Genomic DNA, 21,478 nt, shown 5'->3' with positions numbered 1-21,478 from the left:
GCCAGTACAAGCGGCGGCGCCATGCCAAAATAGCCGATCGTCCTCGCGCCGCCTCGGCGCGCCATCCTTTAATTTCCTTCGCAGCCAGGAATTGCCATGTCGTCATTGCTCAGGATTGGTTTGATGGGTTTCGGTTTCGCCGGCGCGACGTTCCACGCGCCCGTGATCGCCACGAGCGGCCGCACTGAAGTCGCCGCGATCGCGACGGGCCAGCCCGATCGCGCGCAGGCCGCGTATCCGGGCGCGCGCGTCGTCCCCGACCTCGACACGCTGCTCGGCCTCGACGACATCGAGTGCGTGGTGATCGCCACGCCGAACGACACCCACTTCACGCTCGCGCGCCAGGTGCTCGAAGCCGGTCGCCACGTGGTCGTCGACAAACCCGTCACGCTGACCGCCGACGAAGCGCTCGCGCTCGCACGGCTCGCGAACGCGCGCAGCCGGCTGTTCGCGCCGTTCCACAACCGCCGCTGGGACGGCGATTTCCTCACCGTGCGCCGCGTCGTCGAATCGGGCGAGCTCGGCCGGCTGACCTACTTTGCATCGCACTTCGACCGCTTCCGGCCGACGCCGCGCACGCGCTGGCGCGAGGAGCCCGCACGCGGCGGCGGCCTGCTGCTCGACCTCGGCCCGCACCTGATCGACCAGGCGCTCGCGCTGTTCGGCCTGCCGGAAACGGTGAGCGCGACCGTCAAGACGCGCCGCGACAACGGCACGGCGCCCGATCTCGTGCACCTGCTGCTCGGCTATCCGGACAAGGACGTCGCGCTGCACGCGAGCGCGCTGTCGGCGATCGAGCCCGCGCGCTTCACGCTGCACGGCACGCGCGGCAGCTACCAGAAGTTCGGGCTCGACACGCAGGAAGACCAGCTCAAGGCCGGCCTCACCGCGGACGACGTCGAGTTCGGCGGCGGCAATCCGCCCGGCCTGTTGCGCGTGCTCGACGGCGAACTCGAAGTCGAGCGCCCGGTGCCGACGCTCGACGGCCAGTACGCGGAGTTCTACCGCGCGCTCGCCGCGTCGATCCGCGACGGCGCGCCGTTCCCGGTCACCGCGCAGGACGCCGTCGACGTGATGACGATCATCGAGCTCGCCGCGCAGAGCGAGCACGACGGCCGCCGGCTGCCGTTCGTGCGCCGCACGGTCTGACACCGCGCGCCGGCCGGTTGCGGCCGGCCGGCACGCGTGCGCTTGGATCAGCCCGAACATTCGGTTACAAATGCCGGGGGAACGAAAGTCAGCGGTACACCTGTCTGACGCGTTTCTCAAAAAAGTCGATCCGACACCAATCCGTCAGGAGAATGTTGATGCAACGGTTGATTCGCGCAGCAGTGTGCTGCGCGCTGGTTTCCTCGCTCGCGGCCTGTATCGTGCAGCCGCAGCAGCCGGTCCGTCAGGCGCCCCCGCCGCGGCCGAATCCGCAGGTCGTCGCGAACGAGCGAGCGCAACAGATCCAGGGCCGGATCGACAACCTGCACCGCCGCATCGATGCGCGCGTGAACGGCGGCTACTACCCGCCGCCCTATGGCGCGCAGCTTCACCACCGCCTCGACGTGATCCGCCAGGAAGCGAACGACATGTCCGCGCAGCACAGCGGCGGCCTGTCCGGCGACGAACAGCGCGTGCTGAACCAGGAACTCGACACGGCCGCGCGCGCGATCGGCGAGTAACGCGCCGGCGCCCGCCGGAGCGGAAAAAAGCGGCGGCACCGGCTGCCGCCGCTTGTCGCGAAGCGACATTCTTTTGCTCAAATTGACAAGGCCCACCCGCTCGCGTACAGTCGCCCGCACGCGTCGGGAGAGCGTGTGACCGCGTTGCTGAAACGCCGGTCGCGCCGCCGAAGGGGCACACCCGCAAACTCTCAGGCAAAAGGACCGACCGCGTCGGGGAATCCCGTCCGCGCATTGCGCGGGCCGCACTCCCCGCACTCTGGAGAGCGGCAGTAGCCCGCTGCGCACATGCTGCGCGGGCAAGCTGCCCACCGAAGGGGCGCGCGCTCGCCGGGCTTTGCCCGCAGTGCAATCTCTCAGGTATCGAGGACAGAGGGGCATGTATCGGATCGCTCGCGCGCCATGGGCCGCGGCGGACGGCACATGGCCGTTCTGATCCGCGCGCAAGCGCCTTGCCTGAGGCCTCGATGACTGCACTGAATCACACCCCGCTCAACGCCGCGCATCGCGCGCTCAATGCCCGCATGGTCGACTTCGGCGGCTGGGACATGCCCGTCAACTACGGCTCGCAGATCGAAGAACATGAAGCCGTGCGCACCGACGCCGGCATGTTCGACGTGTCGCACATGTGCGTCGTCGATTTCACCGGCAGCCGCGTGCGCGCGTTCTTCGAGCACGCGATCGCGAACAACGTCGGCAAGCTCAAGACCCCCGGCAAGGCGCTCTACTCGTGCCTGCTCAATCCGCAGGGCGGCGTCGTCGACGACCTGATCGTCTATTACTTCACCGAAGACTTCTTCCGCGTCGTCGTCAACGCCGGCACCGCCGAGAAAGACATCGCGTGGTTCAACCAGCTCAACGAGCAAGGCGGCTATGGCGTCACGATCGCGCCGCGCCGCGATTTCGCGATCGTCGCCGTGCAGGGCCCGAACGCCCGCGAAAAAGCCTGGACGACGGTGCCCGCCGCGCGCGCCGCGACGAGCGAGCTGAAGCCGTTCAACGCCGCGCAGGTCGCCGGCACGCCGTTCGGCGATCTCACCGTCGCGCGCACCGGCTATACCGGTGAAGACGGCTTCGAGGTGATCGTCCCGGCCGTGCACGTCGAAGCGCTGTGGAACGCACTGCAGCAAAACGGCGTGCGCCCGTGCGGGCTCGGCGCGCGCGACACGCTGCGCCTCGAGGCCGGCATGAACCTGTACGGCCAGGACATGGACGACACCGTCTCGCCGCTCGACGCGGGCCTCGCGTGGACGGTCGACCTCAGCGCGCCGCGCGACTTCGTCGGCCGCGCCGCGCTCGAGCGCGACGGCACCCGCGCCGCGTTCGTCGGCCTGATCCTGCAGAAGGAAAACGGCAAGGCGGGCGGCGTGCTGCGCGCGCACCAGAAGGTCGTCACGCCGCACGGCGAAGGCGAGATCACGAGCGGCACGTTCTCGCCGTCGATGCAGGAATCGATCGCGTTCGCGCGCGTGCCGGCGGCCGTCCAGGTCGGCGACACGGTCCAGGTGCAAATTCGCGACAAGAATCTTCCCGCGCGCGTGGTAAAACTGCCGTTCGTGCGCAACGGCAAGGTCCTCGCTGCGTAACGGCCGGGGGGCCTGCCTCCCGGGAAGCCGGGAGATGGCGCCCGGCGAAAACACACCCGGCGCGCCCCGGCGGCGCGCCAGAAGAACGAATCACACCCTTTTATCCAGGAGCATCCGATGAGCAACGTCCCGGCCGATCTGAAATACACCGACGAACACGAGTGGATCCGCACCGAGGCAGACGGCACGCTGACGGTCGGCATCACCGATCACGCGCAGAGCACGCTCGGCGACATCGTCTTCCTCGAGCTGCCGGCAGTCGGCAAGCAGGTGAAGGAAGGCGACGCCGTCGGCGTCGTCGAATCGGTGAAGGCTGCATCCGACATCTACTCGCCGGTGTCCGGCGAGGTCGTCGCCGTCAATACGGAAGCCGCCGACGCACCGGAAGAAGTGAACAGCGACGCGTACGGCGTGTGGCTCTTCAAGATCAAGCTCGCGGCCGGCGCATCGACCGACAAGCTGATCGACGCTGCCGCCTACACCAAGCTGATCGACTAATTTCCTTACCCGAACCGCGCGGGGCCGGCCAGCCGCCCCGTCCCGCGCGGGACCAGAGTCACGCCATGAAGCTCGAACACCCGGACCGCCTGATGAACCGCACGCCCCTCTCGCTCGCCGCGCTCGAAACGCACGACGCGTTCGCCGAACGCCATATCGGCCCCGACGCCGCCAGCCAGCAGGCCATGCTCGACACGCTCGGCTTCGCGTCGCGCGCCGCCCTGATGGACGCCGTGATCCCGGCCTCGATCCGCCGCGCCGAAACGCTGCCGCTCGGCCCGTTCGCGCAGCCGAAGAGCGAGGCCGAAGCCCTCGCCGCGCTGCGGGTTCTCGCGGACAAGAACCAGGTGTTCCGCTCGTATATCGGCCAGGGTTACCACGACACGCACACGCCGGCGGTGATCCTGCGCAACGTGCTCGAAAACCCGGCGTGGTACACGGCCTACACGCCGTACCAGCCCGAAATTTCCCAGGGCCGCCTCGAGGCGCTCCTGAACTTCCAGCAGATGGTGGCCGACCTCACGGGCCTCGCGATCTCGAACGCGTCGCTGCTCGACGAAGCGACCGCCGCGGCCGAAGCGATGACGCTGCTGCAGCGCACCGGCAAGCCGGCGTCGAACGTGTTCTACGTCGCCGACGACGTGCTGCCGCAGACGCTCGAAGTGATCCGCACGCGCGCGCTGCCGATCGGCATCGAGGTCAAGACGGGCCCGGCCGCCGACGCGGCTCAATCGAACGCGTTCGGCGTGCTGCTGCAATACCCGGGCGTGAACGGCGACGTGCGCGACTACCGCGCGCTCACGGAAGCGATCCACGCGGCCGGCGGCCACGTGGTCGTCGCGGCCGACCTGCTCGCGCTCACCGTGCTGACGCCGCCCGGCGAATGGGGCGCGGACGTCGCGATCGGCAACACGCAGCGCTTCGGCGTGCCGATGGGCTTCGGCGGCCCGCACGCCGCGTATCTCGCGGTGCGCGACGAATTCAAGCGCCAGATGCCGGGCCGCCTCGTCGGCGTGACGGTCGACGCGCAGGGCAAGCCCGCGCTGCGCCTCGCGCTGCAGACGCGCGAACAGCACATCCGCCGCGAGAAGGCGACGTCGAACGTGTGTACCGCGCAGGCGCTGCTCGCGATCATGGCCAGCATGTACGCGGTCTACCACGGCCCGCACGGCCTGAAGACGATCGCGCTGCGCGTGAACCGCATCGCGGCGCTGCTCGCCGCCGGCGTGAAACAGCTCGGCTTCGCGACCGTCAACGACACGTTCTTCGACACGCTGACGATCGACACCGGCGCGCGCACCGCGCAGGTTCATGAATACGCAAAAGCGAAGCGCATCAACCTGCGCCGCGTGAGCGACACGCAAGTCGGCGTGTCGGTCGACGAAACGACGACGCGCGACGACCTCGCCGATCTCCTCGCCGTGTTCGCGCAGGCCGCGGGCGGCACCGCGCCGGCCGTCGACGCGCTGGATGCGGGCCTCGGCGGCGTCGCCGCGCTGCCGGCCGGCCTCGAGCGCACGAGCGCGTACCTGACGCACCACGTGTTCAACCGCCACCATTCCGAAACGGAAATGCTGCGCTACCTGCGCAGCCTGTCGGACAAGGATCTCGCGCTCGACCGCTCGATGATCCCGCTCGGCTCGTGCACGATGAAGCTGAACGCGACGTCGGAAATGCTGCCCGTCACGTGGCCCGAGTTCGGCGGCATCCACCCGTTCGCGCCGGCCGACCAGACCGTCGGCTACCGCGAGATGATCGACCAGCTCGAGCAGATGCTCGTCGCGGCCACCGGCTACGCGGCCGTGTCGCTGCAGCCGAACGCGGGCTCGCAGGGCGAGTACGCGGGCCTGCTGATCATCCACGCGTATCACGCATCGCGCGGCGAGAGCCACCGCGACATCTGCCTGATCCCGGCGTCCGCGCACGGCACCAACCCGGCATCCGCGCACATGGCCGGCATGAAGGTCGTCGTCGTCGCGTGCGACGCGCAGGGCAACGTCGACATCGCCGACCTGAAGACGAAGGCCGACGAACACTCGAAGGACCTCGCGGCGATCATGATCACGTATCCGTCGACGCACGGCGTGTTCGAGCAGAACGTCCGCGAAATCTGCGAGATCGTCCACGCGCACGGCGGCCAGGTGTACGTCGACGGCGCGAACATGAACGCGATGGTCGGCCTGACCGCGCCGGGCCAGTTCGGCGGCGACGTGTCGCACCTGAACCTGCACAAGACCTTCTGCATCCCGCACGGCGGCGGCGGCCCGGGCGTCGGCCCGGTCGCGGTCGGCGCGCACCTCGCGAAGTTCCTGCCGAACCAGCGTTCGACCGGCTACGCGCGCGACGAAAGCGGCATCGGCGCGGTGTCGGCTGCCCCGTACGGCTCGGCGTCGATCCTGCCGATCTCGTGGATGTACATCGCGATGATGGGCGCGAAGAACCTGACCGCCGCGACGGAAACCGCGATCCTCAACGCGAACTACATCGCGAAGCGCCTCGCGCCGCACTACCCGGTGCTGTACTCGGGCCCGGGCGGGCTGGTCGCGCACGAATGCATTCTCGACCTGCGTCCGATCAAGGATTCGAGCGGCATCAGCGTCGACGACGTCGCGAAGCGCCTGATGGACTACGGCTTCCACGCGCCGACGATGAGCTTCCCGGTGCCGGGCACGCTGATGGTCGAGCCGACCGAATCGGAATCGCAGGAAGAACTCGACCGCTTCATCGCCGCGATGATCGCGATCCGCGAGGAAATCCGCGCGGTCGAGGAAGGCCGCGCCGATCGCGAGGACAACCCGCTGCGTCACGCACCGCACACGGCGGCCGTCGTCACCGCGAACGAATGGCCGCACGCGTACTCGCGCGAACAGGCTGCGTACCCGGTCGCATCGCTCGGCACGAACAAGTACTGGCCGCCGGTCGGCCGCGCGGACAACGCGTATGGCGACCGCAACCTGTTCTGCTCGTGCGTGCCGATGTCGGAATACGCATAACGCGCGCCAGGCCCGGAGCCGTCCGATGGCAATCGCACCGCACGCAACTCCGTGTTGCGTGCGGTTTTTGCGTTCGCCGCCCGAACCGGTGCGCGCTTGTCCGCCAATCCGGCTAACATCACACGCGATCCAGCCAATGAAGGAGTTCCGCATGGTGCGTTCGATGTTTCCGGGCCATGGTGCAATGCAGAGCCGGCCGCGCACGCGCCGGTTCGTGCCGATGCTCGTCGCGTCGCTGTCGTTTGCCGCTGCCGGTCTCGGCGCGGCCGGCAGCGCCCGCGCGGCGATGAATTTCTGCGCGGCGCCGGCACTTCAGGCGAGCGAGACGACTCAGGCCGAACCGGGCGTGCAGGCGCTGATCCGCAGCGTCGATGCACGCATCGGCGAGCAGCCGAAGGCGATGGCGCGCGTGCACACCGAGGGCACGCTGCCGCACGAAGGCATCTACGACCAGAGCGCCGCCGCGCTGAAGGACATGGACCTGATGCGCGACGCGGCGCTCGCGTGGCGCGTGACGAACGCGCCGCGCTACCTGCAGCTCGTCGACCGCTTTCTGTCCGCGTGGGTCGCGACCTACCAGCCGAGCTTCAACCCGATCGACGAGACGCGCTTCGAAAGCCTGATCGTCGCGTACGACATGACCGCGAGCGCGCTGCCGGTGAAGACCCGCAACGCGACGGCGGCGTTCATCGCGAAGCTCGGCGCCGGTTATGTCGCGCAGATCGACGCGCAAAAGCGCCCGCTCGCCGGCACCTGGCGTAACAACTGGCAGAGCCACCGGATCAAGCTGATCGCGCTGTCCGCGTTCACGCTCGGCGACCGCAAGATGATGAACGCCGCGCAGCGGCTGTTCGTCGAGCATCTCGGCGACAACATCGGCCCGGACGGCAAGACCTGGGACTTCGAGGAACGCGATGCGCTGCACTACGCCGTGTACGACCTGCAGCCGCTGGTGACGGCCGCGCTCGCCGCGCGCCGCTTCAACCGCAACTGGCTGCGCGAGCGGGGCGCGAACGACGCGACGCTCGCGGCCGCGCTCGACTGGCTCGTGCCGTATGCGCTCGGCGAGAAAACCCACGAGGAATTCGTGAATTCGCCGGTGCCGTTCGACGCGAAGCGCCGCGAGGCCGGCCTGCCGGGCTACACGGGGCAGTGGGACCCGAAAAACGCCACCGAACTCTTTCATCTGGCCGCGCGGCTCGACGGGCGCTATGCCCGCGTCGCGCAGCAGCTTTCCCCAACGCCGCCCGCATGGCTCGCCGCGTGCCTGCCATTGCAGGCGCGCTAGCACTACTCTTAAAGCAAGGCAGGTATCGAAATGGCAGTCAGCGTATTTGACCTCTTCAAGATCGGCATCGGTCCGTCCAGTTCGCATACGGTCGGACCGATGCGCGCCGCGCTGATGTTCGTCCAGGGCCTCGAGCGCGACGGGCAGCTCGATGCGACGGCCCACGTGAAGGTCGAGCTGTACGGCTCGCTCGGCGCCACCGGCAAGGGCCACGGCACCGACCGCGGCGTGATGCTCGGTCTGCTCGGCGACGCGCCCGACACCGTCGATCCCGAAACCATCGACGCGCGGCTGGAAGACGTCCGCAAGTCGAAGAAGCTCGCGCTGCTCGGCACGCATCCGGTGCCGTTCGTGCTGAAGGAGAACATCGCGTTCTACCGCCAGGCGCTGCCCGAGCATCCGAACGGGATGAAGCTGCGCGCGTCCGACGCGAACGGCGCGGTGCTGGTCGAGCGCACGTACCTGTCGGTCGGCGGCGGCTTCGTCGTGACGGCCGGCGCACCGAACACGAAGGTGCTGAGCGCGGCCGAGCAGATGACGCACCCGTTCCGCACCGGCGCGGAGCTGCTCGCGCTGACCGAATCGACCGGCAAGTCGATCGCGCAGCTGATGTGGGAAAACGAGCGCGCGTGGCACACCGAGGAAGAGACGCGCGACGGGCTGCTGAAGATCTGGGCCGTGATGCAGTCGTGCGTGTCGCGCGGCTGCGGGATCGGCAACCCGGAAGCCGACGGCAACCTGCCCGGCCCGTTCCAGGTGAAGCGCCGCGCGCCGCAGCTGTACCGCACGCTGACGGGTAGCCCGGAGCGCGCGCTGCAGGATCCGCTGTCGATGATCGACTGGATCAACCTGTACGCGATCGCGGTCAACGAGGAAAACGCGGCCGGCGGCCGGGTCGTCACCGCGCCGACCAACGGCGCGGCCGGCATCATCCCGGCCGTGCTGCACTACTACACGCGCTTCACGCCCGGCGCGAACGAGCAGGGCGTGATCGACTTCCTGCTGACGGCCGCCGCGATCGGCATTCTTTACAAGCTCAACGCGTCGATCTCGGGCGCGGAAGTCGGCTGCCAGGGCGAAGTGGGCGTCGCGTGCTCGATGGCGGCCGGCGCGCTCGCGGCCGTGCTCGGCGGCACGCCGCACCAGGTCGAGAACGCGGCCGAAATCGGGATGGAACACAACCTCGGCCTCACCTGCGACCCGGTCGGCGGGATGGTGCAGATCCCGTGCATCGAGCGCAACGCGATGGCGTCGGTGAAGGCCGTCAACGCGGCGCGCATGGCGCTGCGCGGCGACGGCTCGCACTACGTGTCGCTCGACTCGGTGATCAAGACGATGCGCGAGACGGGCGCCGACATGAAGACGAAGTACAAGGAAACGTCGCGCGGCGGGCTCGCGGTGAATATCGTCGAGTGCTGATGCCAAGGCCGGCGGCAATGCGGGACGTCAATCCGTCCCGCATTGCCGCCGGACGTAGTCACGGACACGAATCGTTCAGCCAGTTCTCCAGCCGCAATCCCGGATAGCTTACAAAATCCCGCTCGTTGTTGGTCACGAGGACGACATCGAGCGACACGGCATGAGCCGCGATCAGTTTGTCGAGATGATCCTTCTTCCGCTCGCGGGTTGCTTCACGGACAGGACCGTACGCTTGCGCAGCCGCCACGTCGAACGGCGCAACGGGAATATCGTCGATCAGCGCGGCAAGATTGCGGCGCTCCCGGTCAGGATTCGCGCACGCCGCGACACCGTACTCGAGCTCGGCATACGTGGTCGCCGACATCACGACGTCCCCTGTGTAGCATTGCGCGAATCGTCTTGCGACCTGCTCCGGCTGATTCTTCATCAGATAGATGCACATGTTGGTGTCGAGCATGTAGCGCGGCATCACAGACCCTCGCGCTCAGCCTGTTCCTGATCGCCACGTCCTTCGGACATGAAATCCGGCCCGAATTTCGCGAACTTCTCGAGCACACGGGTCAGAGGCCGCCGCGTAGGCCGAATACGGATTTCGTCGCCCACCCGCTCGATTTCCAGCTCGATATCGCTGCGCTCATAGGCAAGGTCCGCTGGAATCCGTACGGCCTGCGAGTTGCCGTTCCGAAATACCCTGGTGGTATGCATGTCGATCTCCCATCCGGATGTACGTCGGATGTACTTTAGATCGTTTCCGGCATCATGTAAATCCATGTGTGTACATGGCGATCCACTCGGCAGCGATGTGCTGAATGGGTCATGCCTCGATCCGTGAGCGAACACGAGCACCTCCATCTTTCCCCTCCCGTCACGATGTTCCTCCGATGCTCGAGGGCTTGATTCAGCCCCGTTCCGACACTTGGCGAATAGCGTCGAGCACCCAGGGCAGGGCCATGCATCACGGCCACTGCCGCCGCGCATGCAATACGCGGAGGATCTCCACGATGTTGTCGGCCGGACGGATGCGATACACGAGCACGTAGTTCGGCGCGACCACCAGCTCGCGCGTGCCCGCCACGCGCCCTTGCCGATACAGCTCGGCGCGCGCGGGCAACGCCGCGGCACGTTCCTCCAGCCGCTCGTCCAGCTCGAGCGCGGCCAGCGGGTCGTCCTGGCCGATATAGTCCATGATCGCGGCGCGGTCCTCGCACGCCTTCGGATGCCAATGCAGCGCGAGGGTCAAGCAGCATTACCCCGCTTGCCCGCGATCCGTTGGCGCAGCGCGGCGCGGCGCGACGCAAACTCGGCGCTGACCTCGGCATCGGGAATCGACGGGCGCGGATCGTCCAGCACCTGCTGCACCTGCTCGCGAAACCAGCGGTCGTGCACCGCCGCTTCATGGGCTGCCTTCAGTGCGGCCGCCCGATCGGGCCGGGTCGCCCGGCCGGCTGCATCCGGATCGAAATCCGACGCATCCACATCGAACCGGCTGATGCCGATCTCGCGCAGAAACGCGACCAGCGTTTCAAAACGGCGGAACACGCGTATGTCGCCGCGCTTGGCTGACAGAAGCCGGTCGCTGGCGCCGCAACGGGCCGAAACGGCCCAGCCGTTGCCGCACCCGATCACGCGCGCGGCGCGCACGGCGCCGGCCTCGACGAGTTGGACGAGTGTCTTTTGATCAATCGTTTCGGCGGCCATGACGGATCCTCGATTTCGTGAGTCGCACCGGGAAATTTTACTATTGAATGGCATCCCGATTTATTGTTATTTGGGAAGCTCATCGTCGATGATCAAGACGCGAATTCGCGTCACCATCCATCACCGTCACTTTTCCGCGTCGAGCGATCACGCACAAGTTGTCCATTCGGCCAACCGCAACCGGCAAACACGGGTTACGCGCCGCTCGCATCACTCCGTGTTCCGACACTTTTCACCGGCCGGCGTACCGGCGCCCCACCAACGGGCGTAAGCTGTACGTCCCGCTACCCAGGGAGACGGCAGCCCATGTCGCATTCCAAGGATCTCGAGCCGCGCGCCACCACCGGTGCGCGACTGCTCGTCGATGCGTTGCTCGCCAATCACGTCGAACGCGTGTTCTGCGTGCCGGGCGAGAGTTTCCTCGCCGTACTCGATGCGCTGGCGGACGACACCGCGCGCATCCAGACGGTCGTGTGCCGCCACGAGGCGGCCGCCGCGAACATGGCCGAGGCGGTCGGCAAGCTGACCGGCCGCCCCGGCATCGCGTTCGTCACGCGCGGGCCCGGCGCGACGCATGCGTCGATCGGCGTGCACACCGCGTTCCAGGATTCGACGCCGATGATCCTGTTCGTCGGCCAGTGCGCGCGCGAGCACCTCGACCGCGAAGCCTTCCAGGAAATCGACTACCGCCGGATGTTCGGCCAGATGGCGAAATGGGTCGCGCAGATCGACGATCCGCGCCGCATCCCCGAATACCTGAGCCACGCGTTCCATGTCGCGACGTCCGGCCGGCCCGGCCCGGTCGTGCTCGCGCTGCCGGAAGACGTGCTGTCCGACGCATGCGCGCCGCAGCCCGTCGTGCCGGCCGCGAAACGCGTCGCCGCCGCGCCGTCGGCCGCGCAGATCGACGAACTGCGCGAGCGGCTCGCGCGCGCGGAACGGCCGTTCGCGATCGTCGGCGGCAGCGGCTGGACGCCCGACGCGTGCGCGAACCTGCGCACCTTCGTCGAGCGCTGGCAACTGCCGGTCGCGTGCGCGTTCCGCTATCAGGACACGATCGACAACGCGCACCCGAACTACGCGGGCGACGTCGGGCTCGGGATCAACCCGGCGCTCGCGAAGCGCATCCGCGACGCCGACCTGCTGCTCGTGATCGGGCCGCGCCTCGGCGAAGCGACGACCGGCGGCTACACGCTGCTCGACATCCCGAAGACGCGCCAGACGCTGATCCACGTGCACCAGGGCGCGGACGAGCTCGGCCGCGTGTATGCGGCCGACCTGCCGATCATGTCGGGGATGCCCGAGATCGCCGCGCCGCTCGCCGCGCTCGAACCGCCCGAGCACCCCGTGTGGGCCGGCGCGGCCGCCGACGCGCATCGCGCGTACCGCGAATGGCACGCGCCGCTGCCGATGCCCGGCGACGTCCAGCTCGGCGACGTGATGGTGCAGTTGCGCGAGCGCCTGCCGCACGACGCGATCCTGACCAACGGCGCCGGCAACTATGCGATCTGGCTGCACCGCCACTTCGCGTACCGGCACTTCCGCTCGCAGCTCGCGCCGACGAGCGGCGCGATGGGCTACGGCATCCCGGCCGCGCTCGCCGCGAAATCGCTGTACCCGTCGCGGGCCGTCGTCGCGCTCGCGGGCGACGGCTGCTTCATGATGGCCGGCAACGAACTCGCGACCGCGATGCAGTACGGGCTGAACATCGTCGTAATCGTCGTCAACAACGGGCATTTCGGCACGATCCGCATGCATCAGGAGCGCAACTACCCGGGCCGCGTGCACGGCACGGGGCTCACGAATCCCGATTTCGCCGCGTATGCGCGCGCGTTCGGCGCGCATGGCGAGACGGTCGAGCGCACCGCCGATTTCGCGCCCGCGCTCGAGCGCGCGCTGACCTGCGGGCTGCCCGCGCTGATCGAGATCCGCATTCCGCAGGACGCCAGCACGCCGGCCGCGACGCTCGAACAGATCCGCGAGCAGGGCCGCCGCGCGCGCGGCGGATGACGGTGGAAATGCGCACCGCGCCGCCCGGCGACGCGCTGTCGCACGACGACGCGCTCGTGCTCCCCGGCACGCTGCTCGCGCCCGACGGCACGCTCGTCGCGCCGTACGACGTCGAGCACGGCAGCGCCCGCGCGGTCGGCCACGTGCCGGCCGCGGCCGCGCTCGGCCTGCTGCACGCCGCGCACCGGCCGTTCCGGCTCGACTACGACGGTGTGCGGCATGTGCATGTGATCAACGGGATGGGCGTCACGCTCGGCGATTCGGTGATCGGGCTGACCGCGCTCGCCGCGCTGCGCGCAGCGCACGCGGGCCTGCGCTTCACGGTGTACCGGCCGGCCCGCGCGCCGCGCTATGTCGATGCGCTGTATGCGCTCGCGGCCGATGTCGTCGAGCCGTCGCGCGCGCTGCCGTGCCCCGTCGAAGCGCTGCCCGCGGACGCACCGTGCATCGACGTCGGCAATCACCTGTACTGGCCCGCGTTCGCTCGGTTGCCGATGATCGATTTCTTCCTCGACGCGCTCGGTGCCGACCCGGCCGCCGTGCCGGCCGCCGCGAAGCGCAACCGCTGGCTCGCGCGGCTGCCGTTGCCCGCGCTGCCGGCCGCATGGCAACGGCCGTACGTGCTGTTCTGCTCGAGCGCGAGCACCGCGGTGCGCAGCGTGCCGCCCGCGCTGCGCGCAGTGTTCGTGGAGCGGATCGCGCAACGCTACGGGCTGCCGGTAGCCGGGTTCGGGCCCGTTGCGCATCCGGCCTACACCGACGTGAGCGGCGACGCGACCGACACCGCGCGCTTCATCGCATGGGTCAAGGGTGCAAGCCTGCTGTTCGCGCCGGACACGGCCGCGCTGCATCTCGCCGACGGTTTCGACGTGCCGACGCTCGCATGTTTCACGACGATCGGGCCGACGCTGCGCGTGCGCGACTATCCGCATTGCGTGCCGGTCGAACTCGACGTGCCGGCCGAATTGCGCGGGCTGCATCGCAGCGAGCGGCCGGACGATCTCGCGGCGGTCGAAGCCGCGTATCGCGCGATCAACTGGGATGCGCTCGCGTGGCCGGCGCCGCGCGAAGCGGCGGCGTCAACCGGATAAGAAAACAGGACGCGGCAGCCAGCCGGAAGGCCGGCGCCGCCGTCGTCACCCCGCCGCGACCATCACCGCGCGATCGCGCAGCGTCTCCGACGGCCGCTTGCCGAACAGCCGCCGGTAGTCGGTCGCGAACTGGCTGAGATGCCAGAAGCCCCACGCCTCCGCGACATCCTGCACCGAGCCGGCCGCCCGACCGTACAGGTCGCGCCGCGCGCCGTTCAGCCGCAGCGTGCGCAGATAGGTCGCGGGCGCCATCCCGAGCACGTCCTGGAAGCAGTACTGCAGCGTGCGCCGGCTCACGTGCAACTGCTCGCACAGCTCGGGCACGCCGACCGGGCGCGTGCGGTGCGCGAGCACGTAGTCGCGCGCCTGTTCGACGATCCAGCGGCGCGTCGACGGCGCACGGCCGGCGCCGTCGTCGCCCGGTTGCGCGCATGCATCGAACAGTGCGGCCAGCACCTCGGCCTGCAGGTCGTCGCGCTGCGCATCGGGCAGCGGGCCGGTCACGGCCACCGCGCCATCGAGCCGGCGGCCGAGCAGCGCGCACAGGCGCGCGAGCCGCGCATCGCCAACCTGCATCACGCGCTGCGCAAACAGCCGCTCGTCGAGCGCGCTGCGTTCGACCTCCTCCGCATAGCGGCGCAGCACGTCGCCGCGCACGACGACACCGTAGATCGAGAACTGCGCGGGCGTCAGCAATTCGAATTCGACATTGCCGGGCCGGAACGCAAGCGCACCGGGCCCGATGCGGCATGCGTCGACACGCGCCGTGCCGTCGCACACGAGCGGGATGCCGAACCAGTACGCGTCGCCGCGCACCTCGCAGGCCTGGCGCAGCAAGTGGCTCGTCGATTCGCGAAACAGCTTCATCGTGTCGAGCGGCAGCTCGGTCAGCGTGCCGACGAAACGGCCGGCCGCGAGCTGGTCGTAGGTCTGCCGCCAGCCGATCAGGTTGCGCGCCTGCTCGTCCGCGTCGTGCGCGACGCTGACGACGGCCTGCCCGGCCAGCGCGTCGTCGCCTTGCGCGTTGCGACGCGTGTCTTCGGCCGTCGGTTCTTCGATACTCGCCACGTGTTGATCCATCGTGTTCTCCCTCACCTGCGCGGAACCGCGTCGGTCACGCAATTCCCGTGCCGAACCGCGCGGCCCGGCGAACAACCCGCCATTTGACGCTGTCCGGCCGATGTGCGCGATACGGGCGCACCCGAAGGCGGCGCGCCGCGCACGCCGCCGGTGCGATCCGCGCTGCGACCGCGCATATCCACCGCCGCCGGCTACCGAATACCCGCTACCCGGCCGGCTTCAGCCGCACGACCCGCGTGCCGCAGTTGCCGTAGGCCTGCGCGACCGCCAGCTCGACGAGCGCGCTTCCTGCCGGCCACGGCGCCGCATCGGCTTCAAGCAAATCGGCACGCAGCGTGGCTCGGCCGTTGATCCGGTAGCGGATGCCGCGCACGAAATCGACGAACAGCAACCCGACACCGCTGCCGTCGCACGCTGCCGCGTCGATCCGGCTGCCGTCGCCGTGTGCGGGCAACGCAAACCGCAGCGTCTTCGTGTCGACCACGCGGACGACGGGCAGCAGGTCGCCGTTCGCGTCGCGCAGGCTCTGCACGATGTCGCAGGTCACGGGTGCGCGCCCGCCGCATGCGGTGCCGACGAACATGAACGGCTGCGATTCGACGAATTGCCGCACGCCGATGCTCACGCGCGTCGTGACGACGTCGCTCATCCGCCCGGCTTCGTCGGCCACGCCGAAGCGGTGCTGCGCGTCGAGTTCGCCCGCGTGGAATACGGGGTGGCGCGGAAAGGATCGGGGCGGTTCTGCCATGCCGGTTTTCGTTACACGCATCGGTGCACCGTGCCGCCGCGAACACGCGACTGCCGGTATCGTTTCCGGTTTCCGGCGCCGGCCGCGACGATGCGCGGCCAGCATCGGGGGTCGGATGTCGATGTCGAACATGGCGAAGTGCCGGGTTGCCGGATGGCCGGTAGCCGGCGCGTCGCAACCGCGTGTGCGCCGCTCGACGGTCGGGCAAACGTCACCCGGCCGTCGAACGTTCTGCGCAGCCCGCGCATCGCGCGTGCCGCCGCCGAACACCGGCAACCGTACGGCCGGCGCTGCTCTGCCGGCCCCGGCGCTTCGCCACTGCTGTGACGACCAGGTCAGAAGAACCCGAGCGCCTCGGCCTGGTAGCTGACCAGCAGGCACTTCGTCTGCTGATAGTTCGACAGCGCCATCTTGTGCGTCTCGCGGCCGATCCCCGACTGCTTGTAGCCGCCGAACGCCGCGTGCGCGGGGTACAGGTGGTAGCAGTTGGTCCACACGCGGCCGGCCTCGACCTCGCGGCCCATCCGGTACGCGCGCGTGCCGTTGCGCGTCCACACGCCCGCGCCGAGCCCGTAGAACGTGTCGTTCGCGAGTTCGATCGCTTCCTGCTCGTCCTTGAACGTCATCACCGACGCGACCGGCCCGAAGATCTCTTCCTGGAACACGCGCATCTTGTTGTTGCCGAGCAGCATCGTCGGCTTCACGTAGTAGCCCGTGCCGAGATCGGCGGTCGGCGCCGTGCGTTCGCCGCCCGTCAGACATTGCGCGCCTTCGCCGCGGCCGATGTCGATGTACGACAGGATCTTGTCGAGCTGCTGCTGCGACGCCTGCGCGCCGATCATCGTCTGCAGGTCGAGCGGGTGGCCGGACTTGATGCGCTCGACGCGCGCGACGGCCTTCTCGATGAAGCGTTCGTAGATCGACTCCTGGATCAGGATGCGCGACGGGCACGTGCACACTTCGCCCTGGTTCAGCGCGAACATCGCGAGCCCTTCGAGCGCCTTGTCGAGGAACGCGTCGTCCTGGTCGAGCACGTCGGCGAAGAAGATGTTCGGGCTCTTGCCGCCCAGTTCGACCGTCGACGGGATCAAGCTGTCAGCCGCCGCGCGCAGGATGTGCTTGCCGACCGGCGTCGAGCCCGTGAACGCGATCTTCGCGATCCGCTTGCTGGTCGCGAGCGCCTCGCCCGCTTCCTTGCCGAAGCCGTTCACGATGTTGATCGTGCCGGCCGGGAACAGGTCGCCGATCAGCTCCATCAGCACGAGCACCGACGCGGGCGTCTGCTCGGCCGGCTTCATCACGACGCAGCAGCCGGCCGCGAGCGCCGGCGCGAGCTTCCACGCGGCCATCAGCAGCGGGAAGTTCCACGGGATGATCTGGCCCACGACGCCGAGCGGCTCGTGGAAGTGGTACGCGACGGTGTTGTCGTCGATTTCGGAGATACCGCCTTCCTGCGCGCGGATGCAGCCCGCGAAATAGCGGAAGTGGTCGATCGCGAGCGGCAGGTCGGCCGCCATCGTCTCGCGCAGCGGCTTGCCGTTGTCGATCGTCTCGGCCACGGCCAGCAACTTCAGGTTCTTTTCCATCCGGTCGGCGGCGGCGAGCAGCAGGTTCGCGCGCTCGGCCACGGACGTCTTGCCCCACTTGCGGCGCGCGGCATGCGCGGCGTCGAGCGCCAGTTCGATATCGTCGGCGCCCGAGCGCGGGATACGGCAGAACGGCTGGCCGTTGATCGGCGACACGTTCTCGAAATACTCGCCCTTCACCGGCGCCACCCACTTGCCGCCGATGTAGTTGTCGTACTGCTGACGGTACGGGTATTCGACGTCGAGGCCCAGTTGCTTCAGGTCAAACGGGTTCATACATGTCTCCTGTTCATCGTGCTTGTGTGAATGCAGCGCCGTCTGGATCGCGCTGGACTCGTTTACGCAACATGCGTGCCAAACGGACGGGAGCGGAACGAAAGCACGACGGCCACGGCCGGCCCGCGTGCGCGCCGTGCCGTGTTCACGCACGCAGCACGGCGGGTGTGCCGATTCGGAACACCGCGATTGCGCAGCGGCGTGGCCGGTGTTCGGATTTTCCACAGTGGCCGTGCCGGACGGCACGAGCATCGGGGCCGCGACGCGTGGCATGTCGCTTGCGTGCGAATCGCGCATCCACACGCAGCGGCTTGCGCGCCGACCGACACCATGAGCGACTCCGGCCCCCTGACCGACGATGCCGTCGCGTTCATCCGCGAGCAGGCGTTCCTGATCGTCGCGACCGCCGACGCGGCGGGCGACGGCGACTGCTCGTACCGCGGCCGCCAGCCGCGCGCCGACGGCTCGTTCGAGCCGCTCGTCGACGTCCCCGACCGCCGCACGCTCGTGCTGCCCGACTTCGCGGGCAACAACCTGTTCAACACGATCGGCAACCTGCTCGTGAATCCGGCCATCGCGCTGCTGTTCGTCGATTTCGTGCGCCAGACGACCTGGCTCGTGCAGGGCCGCGCGACGATCGACGAGGATGCGGGACGCCGCGCGCATCTGTGGCCCGATGCGCGGCGCTATGTGGTGATCGAGGTGGAGCACGCGCAGGTGCGCGCGGATGCGGCGCTGCCGCCGCTCGTGCTGGCGTGATGTGATGCGTTTGGCGGGTCGTCAGCGCGCAGATGCGGTGATGCAGCGCTGCACGGGCACTCCGGCTGCCATCGCCGAAGCGCCCATGCGCGACGACACTACGCTCAACGCCCGTGCGTCTCCGCACCGGCCGGTTCGATCCGGCCGCGCGCCGGCGCGTCGGCACGCGCATGGCCGTCCGCGTCGTCGCCCGCTTCAACCGCCGGCCGCCCGCCGAGAAAAACGAACACCACCGCCGCGCACAGCACCGTGACGACGGCCAGCCCGGTCAGCAGCCGGTCGAACGCGTGCGTATAACTCGCGAGCAGCGCCGCATGACCGACGCCCGGCAACGCAGCAGCCGCACCGGCAAGATCGCCGGTCGCGAGCCGCGCGGCCGCACGCAGCGTCGCGTCGGGCGTGCCGGCGGCGCCCGCCGCCTGCCGCAACCCCGTCTGCGCGAGCGCGGCCAGCACCGCACCGACGATCGCGAGCGCGATCCCCTCGCCGGCCACGCGCGTCGTGCTGAAGATCCCCGTCGCCATCCCCGCGCGCTCCTTCGGCACGACGCTCACCGACAGCCCGTCCATCAGCCCCCACGGCATCCCGGCACCGACGCCGATCGCGAGCATCGGCGTGATCGCCGCCGGCCCCGCGCCGCCGCGCAGCGCGACGCCCAGCCACACGAGCCCGCCCGCCGCGACCACCAGCCCGAGCGCCGAGATCACGCCGGCCGACAGCCAGCGCGTGAGCGTCGCCGCGACGAACGGCACGACGAGCATCGGCGCGGAGATCGCGAGCATCAGCCAGCCGGCGTCGATCTCGCTGAAGCCGTCGATGCCGATGAAGCGCAGCGGCAGCACGACCAGCAGCACGATGTAGCAGCAGCAGGTCGACACCGGCAGCACCTGCACGCCGACGAAGCGCGCGATGCGGAACAGCGACAGGTCGAGCATCGGCCGCGCGACGCGCGTCTCGATCATCACGAACGCGCATGCGCCGAGCGCCGCGCCGGCCAGCAGCACGATCACGAGCGCGCTCGTCCAGCCGCGCGCGGGCGCCTCGATCACGCCGAACGTGAACAGCGTCAGCGCGGCGGTGAACGCGGCCGTGCCGGGCCAGTCGAGCCCGGTCGCGTGCGGGTCGCGCGACTCGCGCATGCGCGGCAGCCCGAACACGAGCGACAGCACGCCGGCCACCGCGCTCGTGACGAAGATCGCGCGCCAGCCGTAATGCCCGATCAGGGCGCCGGCCAGCACGGGCCCGAACGCGAGCCCGATGCCGAAGGTCGTGCCGAGCAGGCTGAACGCGCGCGTGCGCGCCGCGCCGTCGAATTCCTGCGCGAGCGCGGCCGTGCCGCCCGCGAGCGCCGCGGCCGCCGCGAGCCCTTGCGCGGCGCGCAGCAGGTCGACCGCGAGCATCGACGGCGCGAACGCGAGCGCAACCGACATCAGCGTGAAACCGCCGACGCCGATCGCGAACAGCCGCTTGCGGCCGAACTGGTCGGCCAGCGCGCCGGCCGCCATCAGGAAGCTGCCGAACGCGAGCATGAACGCATTGGTGATCCAGTTCATCGCGACCGTGCCGCCATGCAGGTCGCGGCCGATCGCCGGCGTCGCGACCGCGCCGCCCGAAAACGACAGCGGCAGCGCGACGGCGGCCATGCAGACGGCGGCCAGCACCCATGCGCGCCGCCGCGCCGAAACCGCCGATACGGCTGAAAACGGGTGATCCATCATCGCTCCTCGAAAAGCCGGCGCGGATGCGCCGCCAGAGCGACAGAAGATAAATCCGATTCAATCTACGAAAAACCACGCGAAGTTCCACATATAACGGACTAAAATTCCGCAATTCACTCGGCCGCGCCCGTCGGCGCATGCACTTCGATTCGATGGATAACCTGACCGGCATCGTCGCCTTCGTTCGTACCGCCGAAGCGCTGAGCTTCGTCGCAGCCGGCCGCGCGCTTGGCATCTCGGCGTCGGCGGTCGGCAAGACGATCGCGAAACTCGAGCAGTCGCTCGGCGTGCGCCTGTTCAACCGCACGACGCGGCGCGTCACGCTCACCGACGAGGGGCGGCATTTCTATGAACGCTGCCAGCGGATCCTCGAGGATTTCCGCGATGCGGAAGCGACCGTGACGGCATCGGCACAGCGCCCGCGCGGCAAGCTGCGCGTGAGCCTGCCGGTGATCGGCTACCGCTTCCTGCTGCCGGTGCTGCCCGAGTTCCGGCAGCGCTATCCGGACGTCGAGCTCGATCTCGATTTCAACGACCGGATGGTCGACGTCGTCGAAGGCGGCTTCGATGCGGTGATCCGCAGCGGCCCGCTGTCGGACTCGAGCCTGATGTCGCGGCGGCTCGGCCCGTTCGCGTTCGTGCTGTGCGCAACGCCCGCGTATCTCGCGCAGGCCGGCACGCCGCGCACGCCGCGCGATCTCGAAGCGCACGACTGCGTGCGCTACTGCTTTCCGACCACCGGCAAGCTGCAGGACTGGGCGCTCGCGGCCGACGACGGCACGCCGCTGAAGCTGCGCACCGCGATGACCTGCAACAACATGGAAGCGCTGCGCGGCACCGTGCTCGCCGGGCTCGGCATCGGCTACATGCCCGATTTCCTCGCGCGCGACGCGCTCGAACACGGCGCGCTCGTCACCGTGCTCGACGACTTCCGGATCGCGCCGGGGCAGTTCTCGATCGTGTGGCCGTCGAGCCGGCAGTTGTCGCCGAAGCTGCGCGTGTTCGTCGATTTCCTGTGCGAGCGGCTGTTCAGGTAGCCGCCCCGCACGCAGTCGCGC

The 21,478-nt window shown here is 69.1% G+C and carries 19 protein-coding genes and 2 riboswitches; of the genes, 11 read left to right on the top strand and 8 right to left on the bottom strand.

Going from position 1 to position 21,478, the window contains the following annotated elements; translation table 11 throughout:
• Positions 1-96: 96 nt before the first annotated feature.
• The 7 genes from LXM88_RS05895 to LXM88_RS05865 all read left to right on the top strand — a co-directional run bounded on the left by LXM88_RS05895 (position 97) and on the right by LXM88_RS05865 (position 9,454).
• Positions 97-1,149, top strand: a complete 1,053-nt coding sequence (locus LXM88_RS05895; RefSeq protein ID WP_262539448.1) for an oxidoreductase — start codon at positions 97-99, stop codon at positions 1,147-1,149.
• Between the two features lie 158 nt (positions 1,150-1,307).
• Positions 1,308-1,670, top strand: a complete 363-nt coding sequence (locus tag LXM88_RS05890; RefSeq protein WP_262539447.1) for a hypothetical protein — start codon at positions 1,308-1,310, stop codon at positions 1,668-1,670.
• Positions 1,671-1,784: 114 nt separating this feature from the next.
• A riboswitch (glycine riboswitch) is annotated at positions 1,785-1,887 on the top strand.
• Positions 1,888-1,919: 32 nt separating this feature from the next.
• Positions 1,920-2,053, top strand: a riboswitch (glycine riboswitch).
• An 84-nt stretch (positions 2,054-2,137) separates the two neighbouring features.
• Positions 2,138-3,256 (top strand): glycine cleavage system aminomethyltransferase GcvT, encoded by a 1,119-nt coding sequence (gcvT, locus tag LXM88_RS05885; RefSeq protein ID WP_262539446.1) that lies wholly within the window; start codon positions 2,138-2,140, stop codon positions 3,254-3,256.
• Between the two features lie 117 nt (positions 3,257-3,373).
• Positions 3,374-3,754, top strand: coding sequence for a glycine cleavage system protein GcvH (gcvH, locus tag LXM88_RS05880; RefSeq protein ID WP_047899491.1), 381 nt, complete (start codon positions 3,374-3,376; stop codon positions 3,752-3,754).
• Positions 3,755-3,819: 65 nt separating this feature from the next.
• Entirely contained in the window at positions 3,820-6,747 is a 2,928-nt protein-coding gene (gene gcvP / locus LXM88_RS05875; protein WP_262539445.1) for an aminomethyl-transferring glycine dehydrogenase, read from the top strand.
• 151 nt (positions 6,748-6,898) lie between these two features.
• On the top strand, positions 6,899-8,035 hold the full coding sequence (locus tag LXM88_RS05870) for an alginate lyase family protein (RefSeq protein WP_318654681.1): 1,137 nt from the start codon (positions 6,899-6,901) through the stop codon (positions 8,033-8,035).
• Positions 8,036-8,065: 30 nt separating this feature from the next.
• Complete coding sequence (locus LXM88_RS05865; RefSeq protein WP_262539443.1) at positions 8,066-9,454, top strand: L-serine ammonia-lyase; 1,389 nt, start codon at positions 8,066-8,068, stop codon at positions 9,452-9,454.
• A 58-nt stretch (positions 9,455-9,512) separates the two neighbouring features.
• Here LXM88_RS05865 and LXM88_RS05860 read toward each other — a convergent pair whose 3' ends face one another.
• The 4 genes from LXM88_RS05860 to LXM88_RS05845 form a co-directional block, all read right to left on the bottom strand.
• Positions 9,513-9,923: a type II toxin-antitoxin system VapC family toxin gene (locus LXM88_RS05860; protein ID WP_262539442.1), complete on the bottom strand. Its 411-nt coding sequence runs from the start codon at positions 9,921-9,923 to the stop codon at positions 9,513-9,515.
• Complete coding sequence (gene vapB, locus LXM88_RS05855; protein WP_072445316.1) at positions 9,923-10,159, bottom strand: type II toxin-antitoxin system VapB family antitoxin; 237 nt, start codon at positions 10,157-10,159, stop codon at positions 9,923-9,925. The genes LXM88_RS05860 and vapB overlap by 1 nt, the downstream gene beginning before the upstream one ends.
• A gap of 250 nt (positions 10,160-10,409) precedes the next feature.
• On the bottom strand, positions 10,410-10,694 hold the full coding sequence (locus tag LXM88_RS05850; protein ID WP_262539439.1) for a type II toxin-antitoxin system RelE/ParE family toxin: 285 nt from the start codon (positions 10,692-10,694) through the stop codon (positions 10,410-10,412).
• Positions 10,691-11,152 carry an antitoxin PaaA2 family protein gene (locus tag LXM88_RS05845; RefSeq protein WP_262539438.1) on the bottom strand — a complete coding sequence of 154 codons (462 nt, stop codon included), beginning with the start codon at positions 11,150-11,152 and terminating at the stop codon, positions 10,691-10,693. The genes LXM88_RS05850 and LXM88_RS05845 overlap by 4 nt, the downstream gene beginning before the upstream one ends.
• Before the next feature lie 306 nt (positions 11,153-11,458).
• On the opposite strand from LXM88_RS05845, the gene LXM88_RS05840 reads away from it, so the two are divergent.
• Together LXM88_RS05840 and LXM88_RS05835 are read left to right on the top strand one after the other, a co-directional pair.
• On the top strand, positions 11,459-13,162 hold the full coding sequence (locus LXM88_RS05840; protein WP_262539436.1) for a thiamine pyrophosphate-binding protein: 1,704 nt from the start codon (positions 11,459-11,461) through the stop codon (positions 13,160-13,162).
• On the top strand, positions 13,159-14,253 hold the full coding sequence (locus tag LXM88_RS05835; RefSeq protein WP_262539435.1) for an ADP-heptose--LPS heptosyltransferase: 1,095 nt from the start codon (positions 13,159-13,161) through the stop codon (positions 14,251-14,253). Before LXM88_RS05840 ends, LXM88_RS05835 begins: the two co-directional genes overlap by 4 nt.
• Positions 14,254-14,298: 45 nt before the next feature.
• On the opposite strand, the gene LXM88_RS05830 is transcribed toward LXM88_RS05835, so the two are convergent.
• The 3 genes from LXM88_RS05830 to exaC all read right to left on the bottom strand — a co-directional run bounded on the left by LXM88_RS05830 (position 14,299) and on the right by exaC (position 17,943).
• Positions 14,299-15,333: a helix-turn-helix domain-containing protein gene (locus tag LXM88_RS05830; RefSeq protein ID WP_262539434.1), complete on the bottom strand. Its 1,035-nt coding sequence runs from the start codon at positions 15,331-15,333 to the stop codon at positions 14,299-14,301.
• A gap of 205 nt (positions 15,334-15,538) precedes the next feature.
• A complete protein-coding gene (locus tag LXM88_RS05825) occupies positions 15,539-16,081 on the bottom strand; it encodes a hypothetical protein (protein ID WP_262539433.1) in 543 nt (180 codons plus the stop codon).
• A gap of 335 nt (positions 16,082-16,416) precedes the next feature.
• The gene (gene exaC / locus LXM88_RS05820; protein ID WP_262539431.1) at positions 16,417-17,943 is read right to left on the bottom strand and encodes an acetaldehyde dehydrogenase ExaC; all 1,527 of its coding nucleotides are present in this window, start codon (positions 17,941-17,943) and stop codon (positions 16,417-16,419) included.
• Between the two features lie 330 nt (positions 17,944-18,273).
• On the opposite strand from exaC, the gene LXM88_RS05815 reads away from it, so the two are divergent.
• Entirely contained in the window at positions 18,274-18,702 is a 429-nt protein-coding gene (locus tag LXM88_RS05815; protein ID WP_262539430.1) for a pyridoxamine 5'-phosphate oxidase family protein, read from the top strand.
• 104 nt (positions 18,703-18,806) lie between these two features.
• Here the strand turns inward: LXM88_RS05815 and LXM88_RS05810 are convergent, their stop codons facing one another.
• Positions 18,807-20,417: an MFS transporter gene (locus tag LXM88_RS05810; protein WP_262539429.1), complete on the bottom strand. Its 1,611-nt coding sequence runs from the start codon at positions 20,415-20,417 to the stop codon at positions 18,807-18,809.
• A 155-nt stretch (positions 20,418-20,572) separates the two neighbouring features.
• Here LXM88_RS05810 and LXM88_RS05805 point away from each other — a divergent pair, with 155 nt between their 5' ends.
• Positions 20,573-21,457: a LysR family transcriptional regulator gene (locus LXM88_RS05805; protein WP_262539428.1), complete on the top strand. Its 885-nt coding sequence runs from the start codon at positions 20,573-20,575 to the stop codon at positions 21,455-21,457.
• The last annotated feature ends 21 nt before the right edge of the window (positions 21,458-21,478 follow it).

The sequence above is a fragment of the Burkholderia sp. S-53 genome (genome assembly GCF_025560745.1).
GTDB classification, from domain to species: domain Bacteria; phylum Pseudomonadota; class Gammaproteobacteria; order Burkholderiales; family Burkholderiaceae; genus Burkholderia; species Burkholderia pyrrocinia.
This window is presented reverse-complemented; position numbering and strand designations above follow the sequence as displayed.

What these genes read in the sequence shown, in the direction of transcription:
- LXM88_RS05865 (WP_262539443.1), top strand. Translation starts at nt 8,066, where the DNA reads ATGGCAGTCAGCGTATTTGACCTCTTCAAGATCGGCATCGGTCCGTCC.
- LXM88_RS05870 (WP_318654681.1), top strand. Translation starts at nt 6,899, where the DNA reads ATGGTGCGTTCGATGTTTCCGGGCCATGGTGCAATGCAGAGCCGGCCG.
- LXM88_RS05835 (WP_262539435.1), top strand. Translation starts at nt 13,159, where the DNA reads ATGACGGTGGAAATGCGCACCGCGCCGCCCGGCGACGCGCTGTCGCAC.
- LXM88_RS05805 (WP_262539428.1), top strand. Translation starts at nt 20,573, where the DNA reads ATGGATAACCTGACCGGCATCGTCGCCTTCGTTCGTACCGCCGAAGCG.
- LXM88_RS05895 (WP_262539448.1), top strand. Translation starts at nt 97, where the DNA reads ATGTCGTCATTGCTCAGGATTGGTTTGATGGGTTTCGGTTTCGCCGGC.
- LXM88_RS05845 (WP_262539438.1), bottom strand. Translation starts at nt 11,152, where the DNA reads ATGGCCGCCGAAACGATTGATCAAAAGACACTCGTCCAACTCGTCGAG.
- LXM88_RS05860 (WP_262539442.1), bottom strand. Translation starts at nt 9,923, where the DNA reads ATGCCGCGCTACATGCTCGACACCAACATGTGCATCTATCTGATGAAG.
- gcvT (WP_262539446.1), top strand. Translation starts at nt 2,138, where the DNA reads ATGACTGCACTGAATCACACCCCGCTCAACGCCGCGCATCGCGCGCTC.
- LXM88_RS05810 (WP_262539429.1), bottom strand. Translation starts at nt 20,417, where the DNA reads ATGGATCACCCGTTTTCAGCCGTATCGGCGGTTTCGGCGCGGCGGCGC.
- gcvP (WP_262539445.1), top strand. Translation starts at nt 3,820, where the DNA reads ATGAAGCTCGAACACCCGGACCGCCTGATGAACCGCACGCCCCTCTCG.
- exaC (WP_262539431.1), bottom strand. Translation starts at nt 17,943, where the DNA reads ATGAACCCGTTTGACCTGAAGCAACTGGGCCTCGACGTCGAATACCCG.
- gcvH (WP_047899491.1), top strand. Translation starts at nt 3,374, where the DNA reads ATGAGCAACGTCCCGGCCGATCTGAAATACACCGACGAACACGAGTGG.
- LXM88_RS05830 (WP_262539434.1), bottom strand. Translation starts at nt 15,333, where the DNA reads ATGGATCAACACGTGGCGAGTATCGAAGAACCGACGGCCGAAGACACG.
- LXM88_RS05840 (WP_262539436.1), top strand. Translation starts at nt 11,459, where the DNA reads ATGTCGCATTCCAAGGATCTCGAGCCGCGCGCCACCACCGGTGCGCGA.
- LXM88_RS05890 (WP_262539447.1), top strand. Translation starts at nt 1,308, where the DNA reads ATGCAACGGTTGATTCGCGCAGCAGTGTGCTGCGCGCTGGTTTCCTCG.
- vapB (WP_072445316.1), bottom strand. Translation starts at nt 10,159, where the DNA reads ATGCATACCACCAGGGTATTTCGGAACGGCAACTCGCAGGCCGTACGG.
- LXM88_RS05825 (WP_262539433.1), bottom strand. Translation starts at nt 16,081, where the DNA reads ATGGCAGAACCGCCCCGATCCTTTCCGCGCCACCCCGTATTCCACGCG.
- LXM88_RS05815 (WP_262539430.1), top strand. Translation starts at nt 18,274, where the DNA reads ATGAGCGACTCCGGCCCCCTGACCGACGATGCCGTCGCGTTCATCCGC.